At 72.9% G+C, this 18,038-nt stretch carries 16 protein-coding genes and 1 tRNA gene; 8 read left to right on the top strand and 9 right to left on the bottom strand.

What is annotated here, in order from left to right; genetic code table 11:
- Nucleotides 1-160: 160 nt before the first annotated feature.
- Nucleotides 161-2,398, bottom strand: a complete 2,238-nt coding sequence (locus B1H29_RS23945) for a YfjP family GTPase (protein WP_055416977.1) — start codon at nt 2,396-2,398, stop codon at nt 161-163.
- Nucleotides 2,399-2,401: 3 nt separating this feature from the next.
- A complete protein-coding gene (locus B1H29_RS23940) occupies nt 2,402-4,009 on the bottom strand; it encodes a dynamin family protein (protein ID WP_055416978.1) in 1,608 nt (535 codons plus the stop codon).
- A gap of 321 nt (nt 4,010-4,330) precedes the next feature.
- On the opposite strand from B1H29_RS23940, the gene B1H29_RS23935 reads away from it, so the two are divergent.
- Both B1H29_RS23935 and B1H29_RS23930 read left to right on the top strand, forming a co-directional pair.
- A tRNA-Arg gene (locus tag B1H29_RS23935) sits at nt 4,331-4,403 on the top strand.
- A 353-nt stretch (nt 4,404-4,756) separates the two neighbouring features.
- On the top strand, nt 4,757-5,728 hold the full coding sequence (locus B1H29_RS23930) for an alpha/beta fold hydrolase (protein WP_055416979.1): 972 nt from the start codon (nt 4,757-4,759) through the stop codon (nt 5,726-5,728).
- A 556-nt stretch (nt 5,729-6,284) separates the two neighbouring features.
- Here the strand turns inward: B1H29_RS23930 and B1H29_RS23925 are convergent.
- From B1H29_RS23925 to B1H29_RS39880, 7 genes are all read right to left on the bottom strand, one after another.
- A complete protein-coding gene (locus tag B1H29_RS23925; protein ID WP_055416980.1) occupies nt 6,285-6,539 on the bottom strand; it encodes a hypothetical protein in 255 nt (84 codons plus the stop codon).
- Between the two features lie 174 nt (nt 6,540-6,713).
- Nucleotides 6,714-6,995, bottom strand: coding sequence for a hypothetical protein (locus tag B1H29_RS23920; RefSeq protein ID WP_063787481.1), 282 nt, complete (start codon nt 6,993-6,995; stop codon nt 6,714-6,716).
- A 266-nt stretch (nt 6,996-7,261) separates the two neighbouring features.
- Nucleotides 7,262-8,128 carry a tyrosinase family protein gene (locus tag B1H29_RS23915; protein ID WP_055416981.1) on the bottom strand — a complete coding sequence of 289 codons (867 nt, stop codon included), beginning with the start codon at nt 8,126-8,128 and terminating at the stop codon, nt 7,262-7,264.
- Nucleotides 8,112-8,618: a tyrosinase family oxidase copper chaperone gene (locus tag B1H29_RS23910; RefSeq protein WP_055416982.1), complete on the bottom strand. Its 507-nt coding sequence runs from the start codon at nt 8,616-8,618 to the stop codon at nt 8,112-8,114. Before B1H29_RS23910 ends, B1H29_RS23915 begins: the two co-directional genes overlap by 17 nt.
- 224 nt (nt 8,619-8,842) lie before the next feature.
- Nucleotides 8,843-9,127, bottom strand: coding sequence for a hypothetical protein (locus B1H29_RS23905; protein ID WP_055416983.1), 285 nt, complete (start codon nt 9,125-9,127; stop codon nt 8,843-8,845).
- A 259-nt stretch (nt 9,128-9,386) separates the two neighbouring features.
- Nucleotides 9,387-10,061, bottom strand: a complete 675-nt coding sequence (locus B1H29_RS38215) for a hypothetical protein (RefSeq protein ID WP_055416984.1) — start codon at nt 10,059-10,061, stop codon at nt 9,387-9,389.
- 245 nt (nt 10,062-10,306) lie between these two features.
- Nucleotides 10,307-10,438, bottom strand: coding sequence for a hypothetical protein (locus B1H29_RS39880; RefSeq protein WP_279636559.1), 132 nt, complete (start codon nt 10,436-10,438; stop codon nt 10,307-10,309).
- Between B1H29_RS39880 and B1H29_RS23895 the strand changes: the two genes are divergently transcribed.
- The 6 genes from B1H29_RS23895 to B1H29_RS23870 are packed head-to-tail and all read left to right on the top strand — an operon-like array spanning nt 10,437 to nt 18,038.
- On the top strand, nt 10,437-11,525 hold the full coding sequence (locus tag B1H29_RS23895) for a hypothetical protein (protein ID WP_055417733.1): 1,089 nt from the start codon (nt 10,437-10,439) through the stop codon (nt 11,523-11,525). The two genes, B1H29_RS39880 and B1H29_RS23895, sit on opposite strands and share 2 nt — an antisense overlap.
- A 44-nt stretch (nt 11,526-11,569) precedes the next feature.
- Nucleotides 11,570-12,835, top strand: a complete 1,266-nt coding sequence (locus B1H29_RS23890) for a glycosyltransferase family 4 protein (protein ID WP_079160832.1) — start codon at nt 11,570-11,572, stop codon at nt 12,833-12,835.
- Nucleotides 12,832-14,259 (top strand): exopolysaccharide biosynthesis polyprenyl glycosylphosphotransferase, encoded by a 1,428-nt coding sequence (locus B1H29_RS23885; RefSeq protein WP_055416986.1) that lies wholly within the window; start codon nt 12,832-12,834, stop codon nt 14,257-14,259. Before B1H29_RS23890 ends, B1H29_RS23885 begins: the two co-directional genes overlap by 4 nt.
- Before the next feature lie 5 nt (nt 14,260-14,264).
- Entirely contained in the window at nt 14,265-15,608 is a 1,344-nt protein-coding gene (locus tag B1H29_RS23880) for an O-antigen ligase family protein (protein WP_055417734.1), read from the top strand.
- The gene (murJ, locus tag B1H29_RS23875; protein WP_055416987.1) at nt 15,605-17,290 is read left to right on the top strand and encodes a murein biosynthesis integral membrane protein MurJ; all 1,686 of its coding nucleotides are present in this window, start codon (nt 15,605-15,607) and stop codon (nt 17,288-17,290) included. Before B1H29_RS23880 ends, murJ begins: the two co-directional genes overlap by 4 nt.
- Nucleotides 17,274-18,038: a polysaccharide deacetylase family protein gene (locus tag B1H29_RS23870; protein ID WP_167392555.1), complete on the top strand. Its 765-nt coding sequence runs from the start codon at nt 17,274-17,276 to the stop codon at nt 18,036-18,038. Before murJ ends, B1H29_RS23870 begins: the two co-directional genes overlap by 17 nt.

Raw genomic sequence — 18,038 nt, 5'->3', positions numbered from 1 at the left:
CGTCGCGTTCCCGTACGCCGCCGCTGCCGTGACGATCGCGTCCGTCGCGATCGCCGCGAAGCCAGACTGCCTCCGTCCGGGGCAGGCCCGCTGCGGGCTGTGGACCGCCCTCCCGCCTGTGGAGAACTCCGTCACCCTGACGGGTGGGACTCCCGGCTCCCTACCTCGCCGCCGCCCCCGCCCCCGTGACGCGCCCGTACTGCTCCCGCACTTCCCGGTACCGCAGCAGTTCCGCCGCCAGCGGATCCAGCACCCTGGCCCGGCCGCACCCGGCGGCCGCCTCCCGCAGCAGGCGTTCCGCCTCGTGGCCGTAGCGCCGCGCCGGTCCGCGTGCGGCGATGCGGCAGCTCCACTCGATGAGGGGGCCGCCGACGATGCCGGCCACCATCAGCAGCACCGGCACGCCCAGGTTCGGCGGCAGGAAGCCGACGATCTGGCCCAGCAGCCACAGGCCGCCCACCACTTGCAGCAGGGTCATGGACGCCTGGGCCAGCACGGCCACCGGCCACCAGCCCGGTCGCGGCGGCCGGCCCGGCGGCAGCCCCGTGCGCACCGTCAGTTCGTCCAGGGCCTCGGGCAGCCCCTGGGCGCCGCGGACGGCAGCCTCGCGCAGCGCCTGCGCCCAGGGGGCCGGCAGCCCGGCCGACGCGCGGTCGGACACCGTACGCACCGCCTGCTCGACGCGCTGACGGGCCGTGGCCTCCTCGTCCGCCTGGGCGCGCAGCGGGAGGCGTCCCGTGGCGGGTTCGCGCCGGTCGTGGTACCAGCGCCACAGCCGCAGCCAGGGCGTGCCGCACGCGCGGTTGGCGTTGCGCAGCCAGGCCCGTTCGGCCGCCTCGCCCGCCGCGGTGGCACCCACCGCGTCCGCGAGCCGGTCCGCGAACTCGTCCCGGGCCTCCTCGCTGAGCCCGGTCCGCCGCCCGGTGACGTACACGGGACGCAGGCGCCAGGCGGCGGCGTCCACGTCAGCCGCGATACGCCGCGCCGGGGCCTGCCGCTCGGCGACGAACTGGCCGAGCACCTCGCGCAGTTCGCCGACGCCGTCCCCGGTGAGCGCGGACAGGGCCAGCACGGTGGCGCCGGGTTCGCCGTACTCCCCCAGCGCGATGCCGTCCTCGTCGAGCAGGCGCCGCAGGTCGTCGAGGACCTGCTCGGCGGCCTCCCCGGGCAGCCGGTCGACCTGGTTGAGGACGACGAAGGTGACCTCCGCGTGGCCTGCCATCGGCCTCAGATAGCGCTCGTGGAGCACGGCGTCGGCGTACTTCTCCGGATCGACGACCCAGACGACGGCGTCGACGAGCGCCAGGATGCGGTCCACCTGCTCACGGTGCTGCACGGCCGCCGAGTCGTGGTCGGGCAGGTCGATCAGGACCAGTCCGCGCAGCGGTGACTCGGCGTCCGGATGCCCCAGCGGGCGGCGGCGCAGCCGGCCGGGGATGCCGAGGCGGTCCAGGAGACTGGCCGCGCCGTCGCTCCAACTGCACGCGATGGGCGCCGCGGTGGTCGGCCGGCGGACGCCCGTCTCGGAGATCGCCACCCCGGCGAGCGTGTTGAAGAGCTGCGACTTGCCGCTGCCGGTCGCGCCCGCGATGGCCACCACCGTGTGCTGGCCGGAGAGCCGGCGCCGCGCGGCGGCCTCGTCGAGGACCCGGCCCGCCTCGGCCAGTGTCCCGCTGTCGAGCCGGGTACGGGAGAGCCCCACCAGCTCGCGCAGCGCGTCGAGCCGCGACCTGAGGTGCCCGTCGTACGCCAGCGGCATCAGGGCCGAGGAACTGGCGGGCCTGCTCGGCACGACGGTGAACTGCTCGGCCCCGCTGTTCTCGTCCACCCGCCGCGCGATCAGCCCGTCGCCCCAGACGCCCTCCTCCCCGCCCCCGGACCCGGCCCCGGACGTGCCGCCGGCCGTGCCCTTCGTACGCTCGCCGGCTTCCGTCCGCTTCCCCCGCTCGCACCCGCGGTCCCGGTCCCGGCCCCGCTCGCCCCCGCGGTCGCGGTCCCGGCCCCGCTCGCCCCCGCGGTCGCGGTCGCGGCCCCGGTCGCCCTCGCGGTTCGGGCGCCCGTCCCGGTCACGGTTCCTCTCTCGATCTCGATCTCGGTCCCGGTCCCGGTCCGTGCCCCGGTCTCCGTCCGTACGGCGGGACGACCCGCCGTACGGCACACGCGCGGGGGAGCCATCCGAGCGTGTACTCGTGTCCTGCTCGGTGCCCTGCTCCGGGCCCCGGCCGTCCCCGGAGCCCGTACGGCCCGGCCGGCCGTCCCGGTCTGCCCGGCCGTCCGGGTCTGCCGTTCTGCCTGCCCGGTCTGCCGGGCCCGCCGGGTCCGCCGGGTCCGCCGGTTCCGCCTCCTCCCTCGTCTGGTCGGTGTGCTCGGTGTGGTCCTGGTCAGTGACGGCGGTCACCGGTCACCTCTCCTTCTGCAGTACGGAAAGCGCGGCGATGAGTTCGGCCTGCGGCTCGGGATGGACCTCCAGCCCGTCGAGCGGCGCTAGTCGGCGTTCACGCTCGACGTGCACGACCCGGTCCACGTGTTCGTCGAGCAGCCGCCCGCCCCGGTCGCGCAGCCGCAGCGCGCCGCGGGCGCCGATCCGCTCGGCGAGCCGCTCCCCGGCGACGCGCGCCCGCCGCCCGCCCAGCAGGACGGTGGCGACCAGGGCGGCGACCACCGCCGGGTCCGGTGCCAGGTTCCGGTCGAGCTCGCGCACCTCCTCCTCGGCGTACTCCTCCAGCTCCCGGCGCCACCGCCGTACGGCCATCCCGATGCGGTGCTCGGCGCTTTCCGGCGCCGGGTCGCGGTGCACGAGTTCCGGGGCGGCGCCCGCCGGTTCGCGCTGCCAGACCTCGTCGACGCGTTCGTCGGCGGCGGTGACGGCGCACAGCAGCAGGGCGCTCAGGCTCTCCACCAGCGAGTCGAGGAGTTCCTCGGGGGAGCAGTCGAGGGGGAAGGCCCGCCACCGCTTCAGCGCGTCCCCGGCGAGCACGGCACCCGCCTGCAACCGCCCCCGCACGCGCGCGTGCTCGCCGTCGTACGCGCCGTCGACCGCGGCGGTGAGGCGCAGCGCGGCGGCGTACTGCGCGGCGGCGGCGCCGGCCAGCTCGGGCATCCTGGACTTGAGGGAGTCCAGGATGCCGTGCGCCGTACGGGCCATGGCGTGGTGGCGGGCGTCGAGATCCTGCGCGCGGTGCACGAGCCAGGACCGCAGCGGCGCCACCGCGCTGGCCGGCAGCAGCCCGCCGCCCCAGGCCGACTCCGGCAGCTCGGGCACGGTGAAGCGGGGCACCTCGCCGAGCCCGGCCTTGGTGAGCAGCGCCCCGTACTGCCGCGACACCTCCGACACCACCTGGTGGGGCACCCGGTCGAGCACGGTGACCAGGGTGGCGTCGTACTCCTTGGCGGTGCGCAGCAGGTGCCAGGGCACGGCGTCGGCGTACCGGGCGGCTGTGGTGACCATCACCCAGATGTCGGCGGCGCAGAGCAGTTCGGCCGCCAGGACGCGGTTGTCGGCGACGAGGGAGTCGATGTCGGGCGCGTCCAGGAGGGCGATGCCGGGCGGCAGGGTCTCGGCGGTCTCGACGCGCAGTACGCGCGCGGGGTTCTCGCCCGGCAGGAGCAGGTCGTCGTCCGGTTCCCGGTGGGGCACCCACACGCGCGTGAGGTCGGGCAGCACCCGCATGCCGCTGAACCAGTGGTGGTCCTCCGGATGGCACACCAGCACCGGCGTCCGGGTCGTGGGCCGCAGCACCCCCGCCTCGCTGACCCGCCGCCCCACGAGGGAGTTCACCAGCGTGGACTTCCCGGCGCCGGTGGAGCCGCCCACCACGGCCAGCAAGGGCGCTTCGGGCTCCTTCAACCGGGGCACCAAGTAGTCGTCGAGCTGTGCGAGCAGTTCGTCGCGGTTGGCACGCGCGCGTGGGGCCCCCGCCAGGGGCAGCGGGAAGCGTGCGGCCGCGACACGGTCGCGCAGGGCGGAGAGTGCGTCGAGCAGCTGAGGCCGTACGTCCAAGGTCACCACATGTGAAGAATGCCCAATTTTAGGGGAATTTTGAAGCATATGAGTATGCCTGCGCGCCGACCGGACACTCCAGACGGAAGGGACTACTGGGACGCGTGAGCAGTCCAGGCATAACGAGTGGACAACACCCGATGCGCGAGATGCCAAAAGCGATGCACGATTCGTACCTACCTGCGATTATCAGGATCGCTTCACTGAACCTCCACATCGAGGCACGGAAGCGAAGCATCAGGGACATGGAGCCGGGAGCCCTATCCTTGTCCCCGGCAGTGTCACGGTTCAGCCCACACCCGGGCACCACGACCGAGGCCACCACACCTGGCCCCCGTAGCTCAGTGGATAGAGCAGGCGCCTTCTAAGCGCTTGGCCGCAGGTTCGAGTCCTGCCGGGGGCGCCTACACCCGAAAGCGCGGGATACCGCGCCCCGCCGGGCCTCGACCGGTTTCGGCGGTCCCGCCAGTCCGCCACCGCGCGGTCCGCCGTTCCCGCCAGTCCGCCACCGCGCGGTCCGTCGTTCCCGGCAACGCCGCTTCGGCCCGTGGCGGTCGACTCCGGCCCCCGACCCCCGGAAACCGGTCACTGTCTCGATGCCGTGAGACCTCAGCAGACCCACAGCACTGGCGGTAACCACTGCGCAGGTAAGCGACTTCAGCCGGGATCGCCCACAATTGAGTGATTACATCAGGTTGGTGGGACTCTTGGTAATGATGGAACGGCTCGCTGCCCTTCGTCTTTACCGGAGTCTCCATGCGCACTGCCGTCACCGACACCCAGGAACTCACCGCAGAGCGCTCCCGGCCTGTTGCCGCACCGCCGGAACGCGTGGAGGAACGCGGCCTCGTTGTCGACGGTTTCGCGTACGACTGCCGCATTGTCCATCAGCGTGCGCCGCGGACGGAACCGCTGTTGCTTCTCGGCGGCTCGTCCCAGAACAAGTACTCATGGCAGGGTCACGAGAAGTACCTGGCACCGCTGTGCACGTTGATCACGATGGATCTTCCCGGCTACGGCACCGCGGACTTCCTGCCCGCTCGATACGGCATCGACTTCCTCGCCTCCGCGGTCAAGCACATGCTGGTGGAGATCAAAATGCCGCGAGTGAACCTCTTCGGCGGCTGCTTCGGTGAGGTCGTCGGCCTCCGCTTCGCGCAGCTCTACCCCGAGTTCGTCAGTCGCATCATCTTCTGCGGCGCGGCGAAGCGCCTTCCCGAGATCTACACCGCCGCCGTACCGCGCCTGTCGCACGCACTCGAACGCGGCAGGATCGAAGAGGCCGCCGACGGGCTGGTGCGGTTGTTCATGTCGAACCCGAGCGCCGGTCGGGTTCGCAAGCACGCGGCCGTGTCGCGTCTCCTCCAGCGGCAGTTCCTGGACCAGACGCCGGATGAGATCACGAAGGCGGTCGAGCACAACACGAGGCTTTTGACGCACGGTTGCTACCAGCCTCTGCCCGTCCCCGACGTGCCGTCCCTGGTGTTCACCGGAGAGTACGACACCCTGTGCACCCCGCAGATGGGCCGCGAGCTCGCCGCGGCGATGCCCGCAGCGCGGTTCACGACCATCAAAGAGGCCGACCACCTGGTCACGGTCGAACGCAGGCAGGAGTCCGCGGACCTGATCGGCCGGTTCTGCACGGACGACCCCATCGACGATCTGCCGTACTGCACCCCGATGGAGTCACCGCGCACAGGCCCTGTCGCGGCGGCGGGGTGTCGCTGAGGCACCGCTTCGTTCACTTGGCCGCACTCGGCAGGTCAGTGACGGCCGCAGGCCGGACGCCCCGCATGGCGGGCGGCGCCCTCGGCGACCGGCCAAGGCCGGCGCGGGGCCGTTCGGAGGGGAGGGGTGAGGACGGACCGCACGAGGCCGGTCATCCGGTCTGCGCTACAGCGGCCCACTCGTGAACGGAACCGGGCAAGGCCGGTGAAGCCCTCGGCGGACGGCCGAACGGGGCGGCAAGGATCCGGACGTGCATACCGTGGCGCGTGTCCCCGGAGTGGTACGGGATGTCAGCGGCCATCCGATGGACCGGCGTCAGCGTAACGTCGAAGATCACGAAGCTAGATCACGAAGGCCGGTCGGCAAAACCGCGCACTCATGGCGGAGCAGTTCCGCGTCCATCGCGCCGCGTACACGCCTGATGGCCGGCCCCGGAAAGGCGGGTCCGGCCATCAGGCTTGTGGAGCAGCCGCTGCCCATGACGCTGCGGCGGGAGCCAGGCGTACCTCAGCAGGAATCACGGCTGCGTCGAGCGGGCGCCATTGCCTCGAGCGGGTCAGGGGTGGTGAATGGAGCAGTCGACGGTGCTGTTCCCCTTGATCGCACAGCCTTCACGCGCGACGACAACATGGACGTGCTGACCGTTTTCAGTGGTGTACTGATATTCACGCTTCTGCCCGCAGTGCCCGTCGCTGGCCTTCTCGTCACAGACGGGGATGTCGAAACTCTGGGCCTGGGCAGTACCGAGGCCCATCAGAACGGAGCCTCCCAGGAAACCCGCCACCACTGCGATCTTCTTCAAATTCTGCATCCGCTTTGTCCTTTGCGGTAGGTCCCCCCAGGCGCTGGGCGTCTCGAACCGTGCGGCCACTGCCTGCGTGCCCCTTGACGAGTTGGCGCGAGATCAACGCTCGGGATTGTGAGAAAGGTCGGGGAGAGGCCCCGGGGCGAGCCCCGGGACCTGTCCTCATGCGTCTACTCGGCGTCAGCCGGTGAACCCGCGGGTGGAGCAGTCGACCTTGTGGCCCTGCTCGTTGCCCTGGGTCCCGTGGTCACCGTCGTTGCCGAAGGTCAGAATGCCACCGACGACGCCGTTCAGAACGCCGACGTTGCCGATGAGCTGGTTCGAGTCACCGGACACCGAGCAGCCGCCACCCTTGACGTCGAAGCTCGTGTCGGCCTCGCCGGCCATCGCGGTTCCGGCGCCGAGGGCGCTGACACTGCCGAGCATCGCGACGACGACGGCAGCCTTCTGGATCTTGCGCATTACCTCTCCGTTTCCTCTGGGCAACACAGCCCGTGCTGGGCTGGTCACTTACGGTGTTCACTCTAGACGACATCTCCTGACTTCGCGCGACGAAACACCCGACTTCGTAAATTTTCTTCGCATCAGGCGTTGTGTAGCTCTTGTGTAGAAATCGGACGGCCGAGACCGGCGTGTCGGGGTCCCGGCGCGGGGACAGCACCCGGAGCCCTGGCGCGCCCTCCGGCGCCGGGGCTCCCCCGTACCGCGTCGTCTCATGCGTTTTCATCTCATGCGTACCGGTAGATCCGGTCGACGTTCTCCAGCTCGCCCGGTGTCACGCCCCACGGCGGCAGCTTCTCGTGCCGTGCCACGACCCGGCCGTGCTGATCGTCGCCGCGGCCCGGCGGTGTCGCGGGAAGGTAGGCGGCGCCGCGGTGCCGGCGCTGCCAGCGGTACCACTGCAGGTCGACGAAAGCGTGGTGCAGCCAGAAGACGGGGTCGTTGACGGAGGTGGCTGTGAGCATCTCTCCGCCGACCCAGCGGTGCACCCGGTTGTGGTTGCGCCATGAGGCGCTGCCCCGGCCGGTGCCCCAGCCCTCGAGTTTGTTGCGGAAGCCCCGGGTGACCGTCGAGTCCCAGGGCGACACGTCGTAGGCGGTGTCCTTCAGCGCCCACTCCAGATCGCTCTTCGTGGGCAGGTCGATCGGGGCGCGTCGCCTGCCGAGGTCCCGGGTGAGGAACTCGCCCTCGGTCACGCCCACCCTGATGGTCCAGTTGCCCTCCCGGTGGGCGAACGGACCGGTCGTCACCCGGAGGTCGGAGCGGCGCCCGTTGCCGCCGAGGAGATCCGCCGTCCACGGGGCGGAGGTCGTCGTGCGATCGCGGGTCCAGTCCCAGTACGGGACGGTCACCGAGGAATCCACCCGGCGCAGAGCGTTCTCCAGGTCGAGCAGGAACCGGCGGTGCCAAGGCAGGAAGGACGGCGCCAGGTGCGCGGTGCGCAGTCCGCGCTCGCCGTCGGAGGAGTAGTGGTCGACGTGCATCCGCACGAACTCGTCGTACTCGCCGCGCCGTTTGAGCTCCAGCAGCGCCTTGACGAATCTGCGCCTCTCGGCCCCCGTGAGCGTGCCGGCGTCCTTACGCACGTACGCCATGCCGGCCCCCCTCGTGCGGGTGCCCCTGGCCCAGCGGCGCCGAAGCCGGGGCGGCCCGCAGCCGCTGCCCCGGGCCGAGCGCGTCGACGGCGGCGCGGGCGGTGTCGAGCGCTGTCGGGTACGAGCAGTAGTGGTCGACCATGCTCAGCCAGGTGCCGTCGGCGCGGCGCATCAGGTGCAGGGGGCGCCCGTCGACAGTGACGTGCCACCGGCCGCCACCGGCTGCGCCGCGCGCGGGGATCCACACACCTCGGACGCGGCGGCCGCGGTAGGTCTGGTCGAAGTCGGGACCGCCGGGAGCGTCCGTGGGCACGGACCGGGAGCGTGGCGGCCGGGATGCGGCGACCACCGGAGTCAGGGCGGCGACAAGCGCACAGGCGCGCAGACCGCGCGCCACGTCCCGCCGTGTTCTGCCCTCCGGTCCGGGCAGCGCCGGGGCCGGTGCCGCCTCCTCCGCCCCCACCGGTACGTCGCCACTGCTGATGACCATGGTGCACTCCTCGTCCGTTCGGCTCTTCGCAGCCGTAACCGCCGAACGTCCCTCGCGGTCACCGCCGTGCGGCCGCACCGGTGACCATCCGCGACCGGTTCGGGGATACGGACGCGTCCCCCGGCTCACCGGCCCGGCACGGGAAGCGAGCCGGAGTCACCGGCCGTGCACACGAAAGGACGGCCCTCGGACTCCGTCGAGGGCCGTCCTTCGAAGGCGTGGTCTCAGCCCTGCAGCGACAGACCGCGCTGCAGCGACTCGTTGCCGTTCAGCGCGTTCTTGGCGTCCGCCACCGTGTAGAGCGGCGAGTCGCCGTTCCGGTTGTCGATCACGTTCATCGGGTCGTCCAGCGGGATGTCGAGGACGGACACGTTCTTGAACGGGGTCGCCGTGCCGTTGTTGAGGCTGGTGGGCGCCAGGTCACCGGCGTTGTGGGCGAACGCGGGCGCGGCGGCACCAGAGGCGATCACGGACCCGACGATGACGGCGGCGACTTTCAGGGGCTTCATCGTGTTCCTTTCTTCGGCAACGCAGGTCGCCGGAGGCTTTTTCTGTCGCCTGTCCAACGAGCCCAGCGGCGGAACGGAACCGGGAGGACCGGAGATTGCCGAGTTCTCATATGAGAACTATGAAAGACCGGCCCCCGAGAGGGGGACGCCCGCGAGAAGGAGCGGAGAAGGCCGGAAAGAACGTCGGTCGTGGAATCGCCCCCGAAGACCCGCCACGACGAAACGGCCCGGCGCCGTACTCACACTCGTGCGGCGCTCGCTACGACGGCAGGAGCACCGATCCCAGCGGCGAAATCGCGGGAAGGGTGACGCCCGGCACCAAGGGCACCGGGAGCGAGATGCCCGGCAGCGTCGCCGGAGCGGGCAAGGTCGACGCCTGCGGGTCGCCGGGGGTGAGCGCGTCGACGAGCCTGCCCACTTCGGTCAGCAGGTCGTCGACCGAGAAAAGCACCTGGTCGGCGGCGTTGCCGGGCAGGAGCGACTCCAGGAGGCGGTCGACCGCCTCCCGCACGGCGTCCAGCGCGTCGCTCGTGAGCTCGGCCCCGGTGACGGGCAGCGGCTCCGTCGCCGGGGTCGGCGTGGCCGTGGCCGTGGCCGTGGCCGTGGCCGCCTGAGTCTCTGCCGCCGCCTCTTCCAAGGCCTCCTTCGCGGCCTCACCCAGCTCCTCGGCCTCGTCCGGGGGCAGTTGGCCGTCGTCCGTCCTGATCACGGCGGTCAGCAGGTCGGCGACCGCTCCGAGCTCGACCCCGCGGGCCTCGAGGTTTCTGACCTGCGTGAGAAGCGCGTCGGCGCCGGTGAGCGGGGCGTCGGCCGGCACCACGCGGACGCGGTCGGAGGTCGAGTCGGCCGCCATGGCGGCGGGGCCGGTGGTCCCGGCCAGGAGGGCGGCGCACAGTGCGCCGAGTGCGATGCGCCGTGCAGACAGAGTGGGCATGGGGTTCCTTTCGACGGAGCTCGGAGCTTGAGCTCACCGTGAACGCGCCCATGGAGCCCCGCAACCGGCCGTGCGTCGTTCGCCGTCCCGCCCTTCACCCTGCTGCCCCGACATGCCTGATCAGGCGCTACGCCGGGCCGGCCGCACCCCTCCCCGTCCGGCGGAACGGCAGGTGCCGCACTGGGCCGGTCCTCAGGGCGGGACGACCGACCGCAGGGGCCTTCACATTCCCAACACAGTTTTCCTTATGCCTGAATTTCGGTGAATTCTCCCACTTGATGGCTAGAGTTGCGAACCTCCTGACGCACTACAGGCGGATGCATCGTGCTCGTGCCGCTGCCCGCCACCACCTGCTCCGAAAGGGCATCGACGGTCATGCGCCATTCCCTGGGTCAGCGGCTTCGCAGTGCAACGGTGGGCGTCCTCGCCCTCACCACGATGTGGGCACCCGCCGGTTCCGCGGCGGCGGCACCGCCCGCACCCGAGGCGGCCGACCTCGCGTTCGCCCAGCGGTACGCCGCGCTCCAGCACGGCGACATCGTGCGCGCGGCCAACACCGCCATCAGTTGCCGCACGGACCAGGCACGTTCGTGCCCGGACGTGCAGGCGGGCGGCGCCGGTGTGAACGGCGGCTTCGACATGTTCTACGTGGACGGCGACCGCGACCCGAACACCTACAACTCCTCCCGCGCGGAGGTCCGCCTGCCCGCCGGCTCGCGGGTGACGTACGCACGCCTGTACTGGGGCGGCAACCTGCGCGTGGGCGAGCAGAAGCCGCCGGAGGACAACGGGCGGGTGCTGATCGCCGAACCCGGCGGGGAGTACAAGGAACTCCTCGCGGACACGGTCGTCGGACACCGCGTGACCGACAGCGCGGACGCCTTCCAGGCCTCGGCGGACGTGACGCGGCTGGTGCGGGACAGCGGGCCGGGCCACTACACCGTGGCCCAGGTCAACGTGGCCGCCGGCAGGTCGGCGGCCGGGGCATGGGGCGGCTGGACGCTGGTGGTGGCGTACGAGAACCCGGCGGAACCCCTGCGGCACCTCGCGCTCTGGGACGGCTTCGCGCCCCTGCGGTCCCGCGCGGCGGAACTCCGGATGCGCGGCCTGCGCTTCCCCGCGGGCGCCGGGGGCAGCGTGGGCCTGGTGGCGTACGACGGCGACCGCGGCACCAGCGGCGACTCGCTCACCGTGACCACCGGCGGGCCCGCAGCCGACTCCTTCCGCCTCTCCGATCCCACCAACCCCCCGGGCGACATCCTCAACTCCACCATCAGCGGGCCCGGGGAGTCCTCCCCGGCCCGTGTGCCGGCGTACGCCAACACCCTCGGCTACGACTCCGACGTGCTCGATCTCGCAGGACGCCTGCCGCACGCCGGTGACGAGGCGACCTTCCGGCTCAGCTCCGAGCGGGACGCGGCGTGGGCCGGTGTGCTCTTCGCCGCGGTCGACGCCCGGCGGTGAACACGCCGCACCCCGTCCCCGGCGCCTACCCGAGCGAGGAATCCGTGGCCCTGTCGCCCCCCGGCCGTCGGCCGCGGGTCCTGCACATCACCCAACCGGTGGACGGCGGGGTCGCGCGCGTCGTGACGGACCTGGTCCGAGAACAGCGGACGCACGGCCTGGACGTCGCCGTGGCCTGCCCCGACAGCGCGCTCACCACCCGGCTGCGGGCGCTCGGCGCGCAGGTACGGCACTGGCAGGCGACGCGGTCGCCGGGTCCTTCGCTCGTGCGGGAGGTACGGCAGCTCGCGCGCCTGATCGACCAGGTGCGCCCCGACGTGGTGCACGCGCACAGCGCGAAGGCCGGGCTCGCCGGGCGGCTCGCAGTGCGCGGGCGGATTCCGACGGTCTTCCAGCCGCACGCCTGGTCGTTCGAGGCGGCCGGCGAGGGCACCGCCGCCCTCGCGCTCGTGTGGGAGCGGTGGGCGGCCCGCTGGGCCACGCGGGTGGTGTGCGTGAGCAAGGCCGAACGCGAGACCGGCGTGCACGCCGGGATCTCCGGCCGGTGGACCGTCGTCCCCAACGGCATCGATCCCGAGCACTACCACCCGGCCGCCGCCGGCACCGTACGGGCCGGGCTCGCTCCGTTGGCCGGCGTCGACCCGGCGGTGCCGCTGGCGGTCTGTGTGGGACGGCTGTGCCGGCAGAAGGGGCAGGACGTCCTGCTGCGGGCGTGGGACGCCGTAGTGCGCAGGGTGCCCGGCGCCCGCCTCGTCCTGGTCGGCGACGGACCGGACCTCGACCGGCTGCGCCGGGTCGCCCCCGGGTCCGTGCTGTTCACGGGAGCCGTCACCGAACCCTCCCCCTGGTACCAGGCCGCCGACCTCGTCGTCCTGCCGTCTCGCTGGGAGGGCATGGCGCTGGCCCCGCTGGAGGCGATGGCCTGCGGACGGCCCGTGGTGGTCACGGACGTCGACGGCGCCCGCGAGAGCCTGCCGCCTTCCCTCACCGGGCGGTGCCTGGTCCGGCCGGAGGACCCGGCGGAGCTGGCCGAGGCCGTCGCCGGACTGCTGCTCGACCCGCCGCTGCGCGAGTTCCTCGGCGACCGGGGCCGCCGGCACGTGCTGTCCCTCCACGACGTACGGCACACCGCCGAGCAGATCGCGGACGTCTACCGCGACCTGCTCGGCACCTGGTCCGCCGCACGAGGGGCGTGCCCGTCCCGCGGCGCCGAGCATGGTCAGCCGCTCGGCACGGGCTGTGGCACCGAGGCGAACCGGACAACACAGCACGTCGAGTCCACCCAGAACAGGGAGTCCATCCACTCGTGACTGCCGAACGTACCGTGCCCTCCCTGGGCGTAACGCCACGGGACCACGAACTCTCGTCCGTCTCCGTCATGCCGCCGCTCGGCACCGCCACCGGTTCCCGGTCCCCCGCCCCGCGGTCCCCGGCCCGGCCGGCTTCGCCCCTCCCGCTGATCGCCGCGGACGCCGTCGCCGCGCTGCTGGGCACGCTGGCGCTCACCGACGCCCAGCGCCACCCGCTGCTCATCGCCCTGCTTGTCGCCGCATCGCTGCTGCTGCGTCCGCGGGACAGGCGGCCGCCGGTGCCGGGGCTGCTGGAGGAACTGCCCGCCGTGTGCGGGCGCATCGCCGTCGCCTGGCTGGCGTCCGCCGCGCTCTGGGCGGCGTACCGGCCCGAGCACGCACTGTCCGCCGACACCGTGCTGACGGGCCTCGCCCTGCAGGCGACGGCCGGCTGTGTGCTGCGGGCGGCCGTGCACGGACGGCGGCGCGCCGCACTGCTGCGCCACCCGCGCGCCGCACTCGTCATCGGCCCGGCCGCGACCGCGCAGCGCGTCGCCGACGCCGTGCTGCGCCATCCACCGTGCGGCGTGCGCCCGGTGGGGATCGTCGCCGAGCAGCCGGACGGCACCGAGAGGATCCCGGTGCTGCGGACGGTCGAGGAGATCGAGCGGGCGGTCATCCAGAACGGGGTGCGGGCGGTGCTGGCCGTTCACCCCTCGGTACGCGCCGAACGGGGGCCGCTGCTGCGCACGCTGGCCGAGTCGGGCTGCGTGATCTGGGAGATCGACGCCGACTCCCCGTCGTACGCCACGGGGCAGCGGCTGGCCGGGTTCCCCTGCCGGCGTCTGGTCCTGTCCCCGACGCGGCGCGGCGGCGTCGGCAAGCGGATGCTCGACATCCTCGCTGCGGGGACGCTGCTGCTGATGGCCGGCCCGCTGCTGCTCGCGTGTGCGACGGCGCTGCGACTCAGTGACGGCCCGGGCGTGGTGTTCCGGCAGGAGCGCGTCGGCAGGAACGGGAAGCCGTTCATACTGCTGAAGTTCCGTACCCACCGTCCGGTCGACGAGCACGAGTCGGCGACCCGGTGGAGCGTCGCCAACGAGAACGAGATGCGCGGGTTCTGCCGTATGTTGCGGCGCACCTCGCTCGACGAGCTGCTCCAGCTCTGGAACGTGCTCCGGGGCGACATGAGCCTGGTCGGGCCGCGGCCCGAACGCCCCTACTTCGTGACGCAGTTCAGCCAGACCTACCCCGGTTACGCGGCCCGCCACCGCATGCAGACCGGCATCACCGGCCTCGCCCAGGTCCACGGGTTGCGCGGCGACACCTCGATCGAGGACCGCTGCCGGTTCGACAACGCCTACATCGACGACTGGTCCCTGTGGCTGGACATCTGCATCCTGTGGCGCACCGCGGCCACGCTGGTCCGTCCGACGGGAAGCTGACCGACGTGAGCCACGCCCACGCACCACTGCCGCCCCGGGCCGTCGCGGTGCTGCCGGTCCTGCCCCTGGTGGCGGTGCTCGCCCTGCTGGCGGTGCCGTCGACGGGGGACGGTGCGGGGCCCGCCGACGTGGTCTCCGGGCTGGTGGTGGCGTACTGCGTGATCCGTCTGCTGCGCGAGCGGCGCCGCCCGCTGTCGGCCGCCGCGGTCCTGGTGCTGGGCCTTCCGGTCGTGGGGATCGCGCTCGCCGCGCTGGGGGCGTCCTCGCCGACGGCCGGGCTCACCGGCATGGGCCGCTATCTGCAACTCTTCGTGCTCGTCCCGGCGGCCGTGCTGCTGCTGGTCCGCGACCGGGCCGACTTCCGGGTGCTGGCCTGGTCGTTCGTGGGGCTCGCGCTGTGGCAGGGGACCATCGGCGTGCACCAGTACGTCACCCGGAGCGGCGCTTCCTACCAGGGCGAGGACATCCGGGCGGTCGGCACCTTCGGGGCCCAGGACGTGATGGGCATGGCGTCGGCGGTCTCCCTCGGCCTGGTGTGCGCGGTCGGGATCGCGCTGGGCCGGGCACCGGTGTGGCAGCGGGTGACCGCCGCGGGCTGCGCCCTGGCCCTGCTGGCGCCGCTCGCGTTCTCCTTCAGCCGGGGCGCCTGGATCGCGACCGTCCTGACGTGCGCCGTGCAACTGGCGCTGGCCGGGCCGCGGCGCGCGCTGAAGGTGTCCGCGGCCCTGGCCGCCGCGGGGGTGATCCTGATGGGCGGGTTCGGCGTCGGCACGGCACAACTACAGGAGCGGATCGGCAGCATCGCGCAGGTCACCGACACCCCCGACCAGTCCGTCATCGACCGGTACACCCTGTGGGCGTCGGCCACCGGCATGTGGCGCGAACACCCACTGACCGGCGTGGGTCTGAAGAACTTCCCCGCGTACCGCGACGGACACGCCACGCTGGCCCTGTCGTCGGGCAGCGACATCGAGGGCGCCGGAGCGGAGTACCAGCGGCAGCCGCTGCTGTCGCCGCACAGCATGTACCTGCTGCTGCTGAGCGAGCAGGGCCTGATCGGACTGCTCACGCTCGCCGGAAGCTGGCTGGCGCTGCTGGTCCGCGCGGTGCTCGGACTGCTGCGCGTCCGCCGTCGCGGACCGGGACTCGACTGCGCGCTCGTCGCCTGCGGGCTACTGGTCTGGCTGCTGACCGACTTCGTGTACGGCGACATCGGCGGCCCCTCGACCGTGCTGACCGCCATGGGCCTGGGGCTCGCGGCGTGGTGGGCACTGGCCGGCGGCGAGCAGCAGGACGTCCCAGCGCGCGGCGGGGTACGGGAACGCGTCGAGGAGGCCGTGGCGCGATGACGGTGGTGCCTTCACGAACCCCCGGACCGGAAGCCGGCGAGGCGGCGACCGTACCCGCGGCGCGCGCGGCCGCCGGGGCCGGGGCCGACCCGGGCTCGGCCCCGCCCTCCCGGAAGTTCCTCGCCCGCGCCACACTCGTCACGGCCTCGCTGTCCATCGCCGGTTCACTGCTCGGCCTGGTGCGCGACCAGTCCCTGGCGCGGCTGTTCGGTGCCGGGAGCGACACGGACGCCTTCCTGGTCGCGTGGACCGTGCCGGAGCTGGCCGCCACGCTGCTGATCGAGGACGGGCTGGCCCTGGTGCTGATCCCGGCGTTCAGCCTGGCGCTGGCCCGCCGCGCCCGGGGCGCCGCCGGTGACCCGGTCCGTGCCCTGGTCGCCGCCACCCTGCCCCGTCTGTGTCTTGCCTGCGCCGCGGTGGCCGTGCTGGCCGCCGGAACCGCCCCCTTCCTGGTCCAGGTCCTGGCGCCCGGCCTGCCCGACCCCCGTCTCGCCGTCGACTGCACCCGGCTCACGGCGATCAGCCTGCTGGCCTTCGGGCTCGCCGGGTACTGCAGCGCCGCGCTGCGGGCCCACCGCCGCTTCTTCGCGCCCGCGGTGATCTACGTCGCCTACAACACCGGCATCATCGCCGCGATGTTCCTGCTCGGCGGCCGGTTGGGGGTGCGTTCCGCAGCGGTCGGGGTGGCGGTGGGCGGCTGCCTCATGGTGGCGGTGCAACTGCCGTCGCTGTGGCGGCAACTGACCTCGCGCGCACCGGTCGCCGGCGAGGCCGGGGCCGACGGCGGGGAGCGGCCGATGCGGCTCGCCCTGATCGGCGCCGTGCTCCTGTTCGCCCTGTGCCGCCAGTCGCAGGTCCTCGTCGAGCGCTTCCTCGCGTCCTCCCTGCCCGCCGGGGCCATCTCGCACCTGAACTACGCGCAGAAGGTGGCCCAGATTCCGATGACCCTGTCGCTGATGGTGTGCACCGTCACCTTCCCCGTGGTGGCGCGGGCGCTCGCCGACGGGGACACCGAACGCGCCCGCGGCCGGGTGGAACGGGACCTGGTGCTGGCCTCCTGCGTGGTACTGCTGGGCATGTCCGCGGTGATCGCCTGTGCCCCGCAGATGATCGGACTTCTCTTCCAGCGGGGTGCCTTCACCGCGGGCGACACCGTGGCGACGGCGGACGTCATGCGCGTGTACGCACTCGGGCTGCTGGGCCAGACCCTGGTGGGCGCCCTGGTGCGCTCGTACTTCTCGGCGGGCCGGCCCAGTTGGTACCCCGTCGGCGTGATGGCCGCGGGCGTCGCCGTGACGTCCCTGACCGGTGCCGCGGCCGTACGCCCGTGGGGTGTGGCGGGCATCGCCGCCGCCAACGCCCTCGGCATCACCGTCACGGCCGCCCTCATGCTCGCCGGGCTGCGAACGGCCCGGCGTACCGACCCGCACAGTGTCTCGGTCCGCGTCCGGCAGGTCCTGGCCGAGCTGAGCGGGCCCGTGCTCACCACGGTCGCCGCCACCGCCGCCGGGGCGTTCGCCGCGAGCCGGTTCCAGTCCCCGGGGGCGGGCCTCGCGGCCGGCCTGCTGACCGTGACCGCCGTCTTCGTTCCGCTCACCTGGGCCCTGGGCCCCGATTTCACATCCGCACTGCGCTCCGTACGCACCGTCACGCGAAGGCTCACCCATGGCCGCTTCCGTTGATTCCGCACAGACCGGCAGACTCCCCGCCCCGCGCCCGGGCCCGCCGCCGTGGGTGGCGATGTACCACTCGGTGGGCGACTGCTCGGACGACCCGTACCGCATCACGGTCACGCCCGAGCGGCTCGGGAGGCAGTTGGCCTGGCTGCGCCGGCGCGGGCTGCGGGGCGTGTCCGTCGCCGACCTGCTCACCGCCCGCGCCCGGGACGGGGGACACGGTCTGGTCGGGCTCACCTTCGACGACGGGTACGCCGACTTCGTCACCGACGCCCTGCCCCTGCTGCGCCGCTGGAACTGCGGCGCCACCCTCTTCGTCCTGCCCGGACGGCTCGGCGGCGACAACGCCTGGGACCCGCTCGGCCCGCGCAAGCCGCTGCTGTCCGCGGACGGCGTCCGGCAGGCGGCCGCCCAGGGCGTGGAGATCGGCTCGCACGGTCTGACACACGTCGATCTCACCCGGGTGGACGACGCCACCCTCAAGGCCGAGACCGTCGAGAGCCGCGCGCTGCTCGAAGAGCTGACCGGAGCCCGGGTCGAGGGTTTCTGCTACCCGTACGGCACGGTCGACGCCCGCGCCGTCGAGGCCGTACGGGAAGCGGGATACGCCTACGCCTGCGCCATCGACCCCGGCCCGCTGACCGGCCCGCACACCCTGCCGCGCGTCCACGTCGGCCAGAACGACACGACCTGGCGGCTCTACCTCAAGCACCGTCTGCACCGGCTTCGCCGGCGCCCGGTGGAGGGCCTGTGA

This window comes from Streptomyces pactum, from assembly GCF_002005225.1.
GTDB classification, from domain to species: domain Bacteria; phylum Actinomycetota; class Actinomycetes; order Streptomycetales; family Streptomycetaceae; genus Streptomyces; species Streptomyces pactum_A.
Note: the sequence above shows the minus strand (reverse complement) of the source record. Positions and strands in the feature narration are given on the sequence as shown.

What these genes read in the sequence shown, in the direction of transcription:
- B1H29_RS23895 (WP_055417733.1), top strand. Translation starts at nt 10,437, where the DNA reads ATGCGCCATTCCCTGGGTCAGCGGCTTCGCAGTGCAACGGTGGGCGTC.
- B1H29_RS23920 (WP_063787481.1), bottom strand. Translation starts at nt 6,995, where the DNA reads ATGCGCAAGATCCAGAAGGCTGCCGTCGTCGTCGCGATGCTCGGCAGT.
- B1H29_RS38215 (WP_055416984.1), bottom strand. Translation starts at nt 10,061, where the DNA reads ATGCCCACTCTGTCTGCACGGCGCATCGCACTCGGCGCACTGTGCGCC.
- B1H29_RS23930 (WP_055416979.1), top strand. Translation starts at nt 4,757, where the DNA reads ATGCGCACTGCCGTCACCGACACCCAGGAACTCACCGCAGAGCGCTCC.
- B1H29_RS23915 (WP_055416981.1), bottom strand. Translation starts at nt 8,128, where the DNA reads ATGGCGTACGTGCGTAAGGACGCCGGCACGCTCACGGGGGCCGAGAGG.
- B1H29_RS39880 (WP_279636559.1), bottom strand. Translation starts at nt 10,438, where the DNA reads ATGACCGTCGATGCCCTTTCGGAGCAGGTGGTGGCGGGCAGCGGCACG.
- B1H29_RS23870 (WP_167392555.1), top strand. Translation starts at nt 17,274, where the DNA reads ATGGCCGCTTCCGTTGATTCCGCACAGACCGGCAGACTCCCCGCCCCG.
- B1H29_RS23905 (WP_055416983.1), bottom strand. Translation starts at nt 9,127, where the DNA reads ATGAAGCCCCTGAAAGTCGCCGCCGTCATCGTCGGGTCCGTGATCGCC.
- B1H29_RS23925 (WP_055416980.1), bottom strand. Translation starts at nt 6,539, where the DNA reads ATGCAGAATTTGAAGAAGATCGCAGTGGTGGCGGGTTTCCTGGGAGGC.
- murJ (WP_055416987.1), top strand. Translation starts at nt 15,605, where the DNA reads ATGACGGTGGTGCCTTCACGAACCCCCGGACCGGAAGCCGGCGAGGCG.
- B1H29_RS23910 (WP_055416982.1), bottom strand. Translation starts at nt 8,618, where the DNA reads ATGGTCATCAGCAGTGGCGACGTACCGGTGGGGGCGGAGGAGGCGGCA.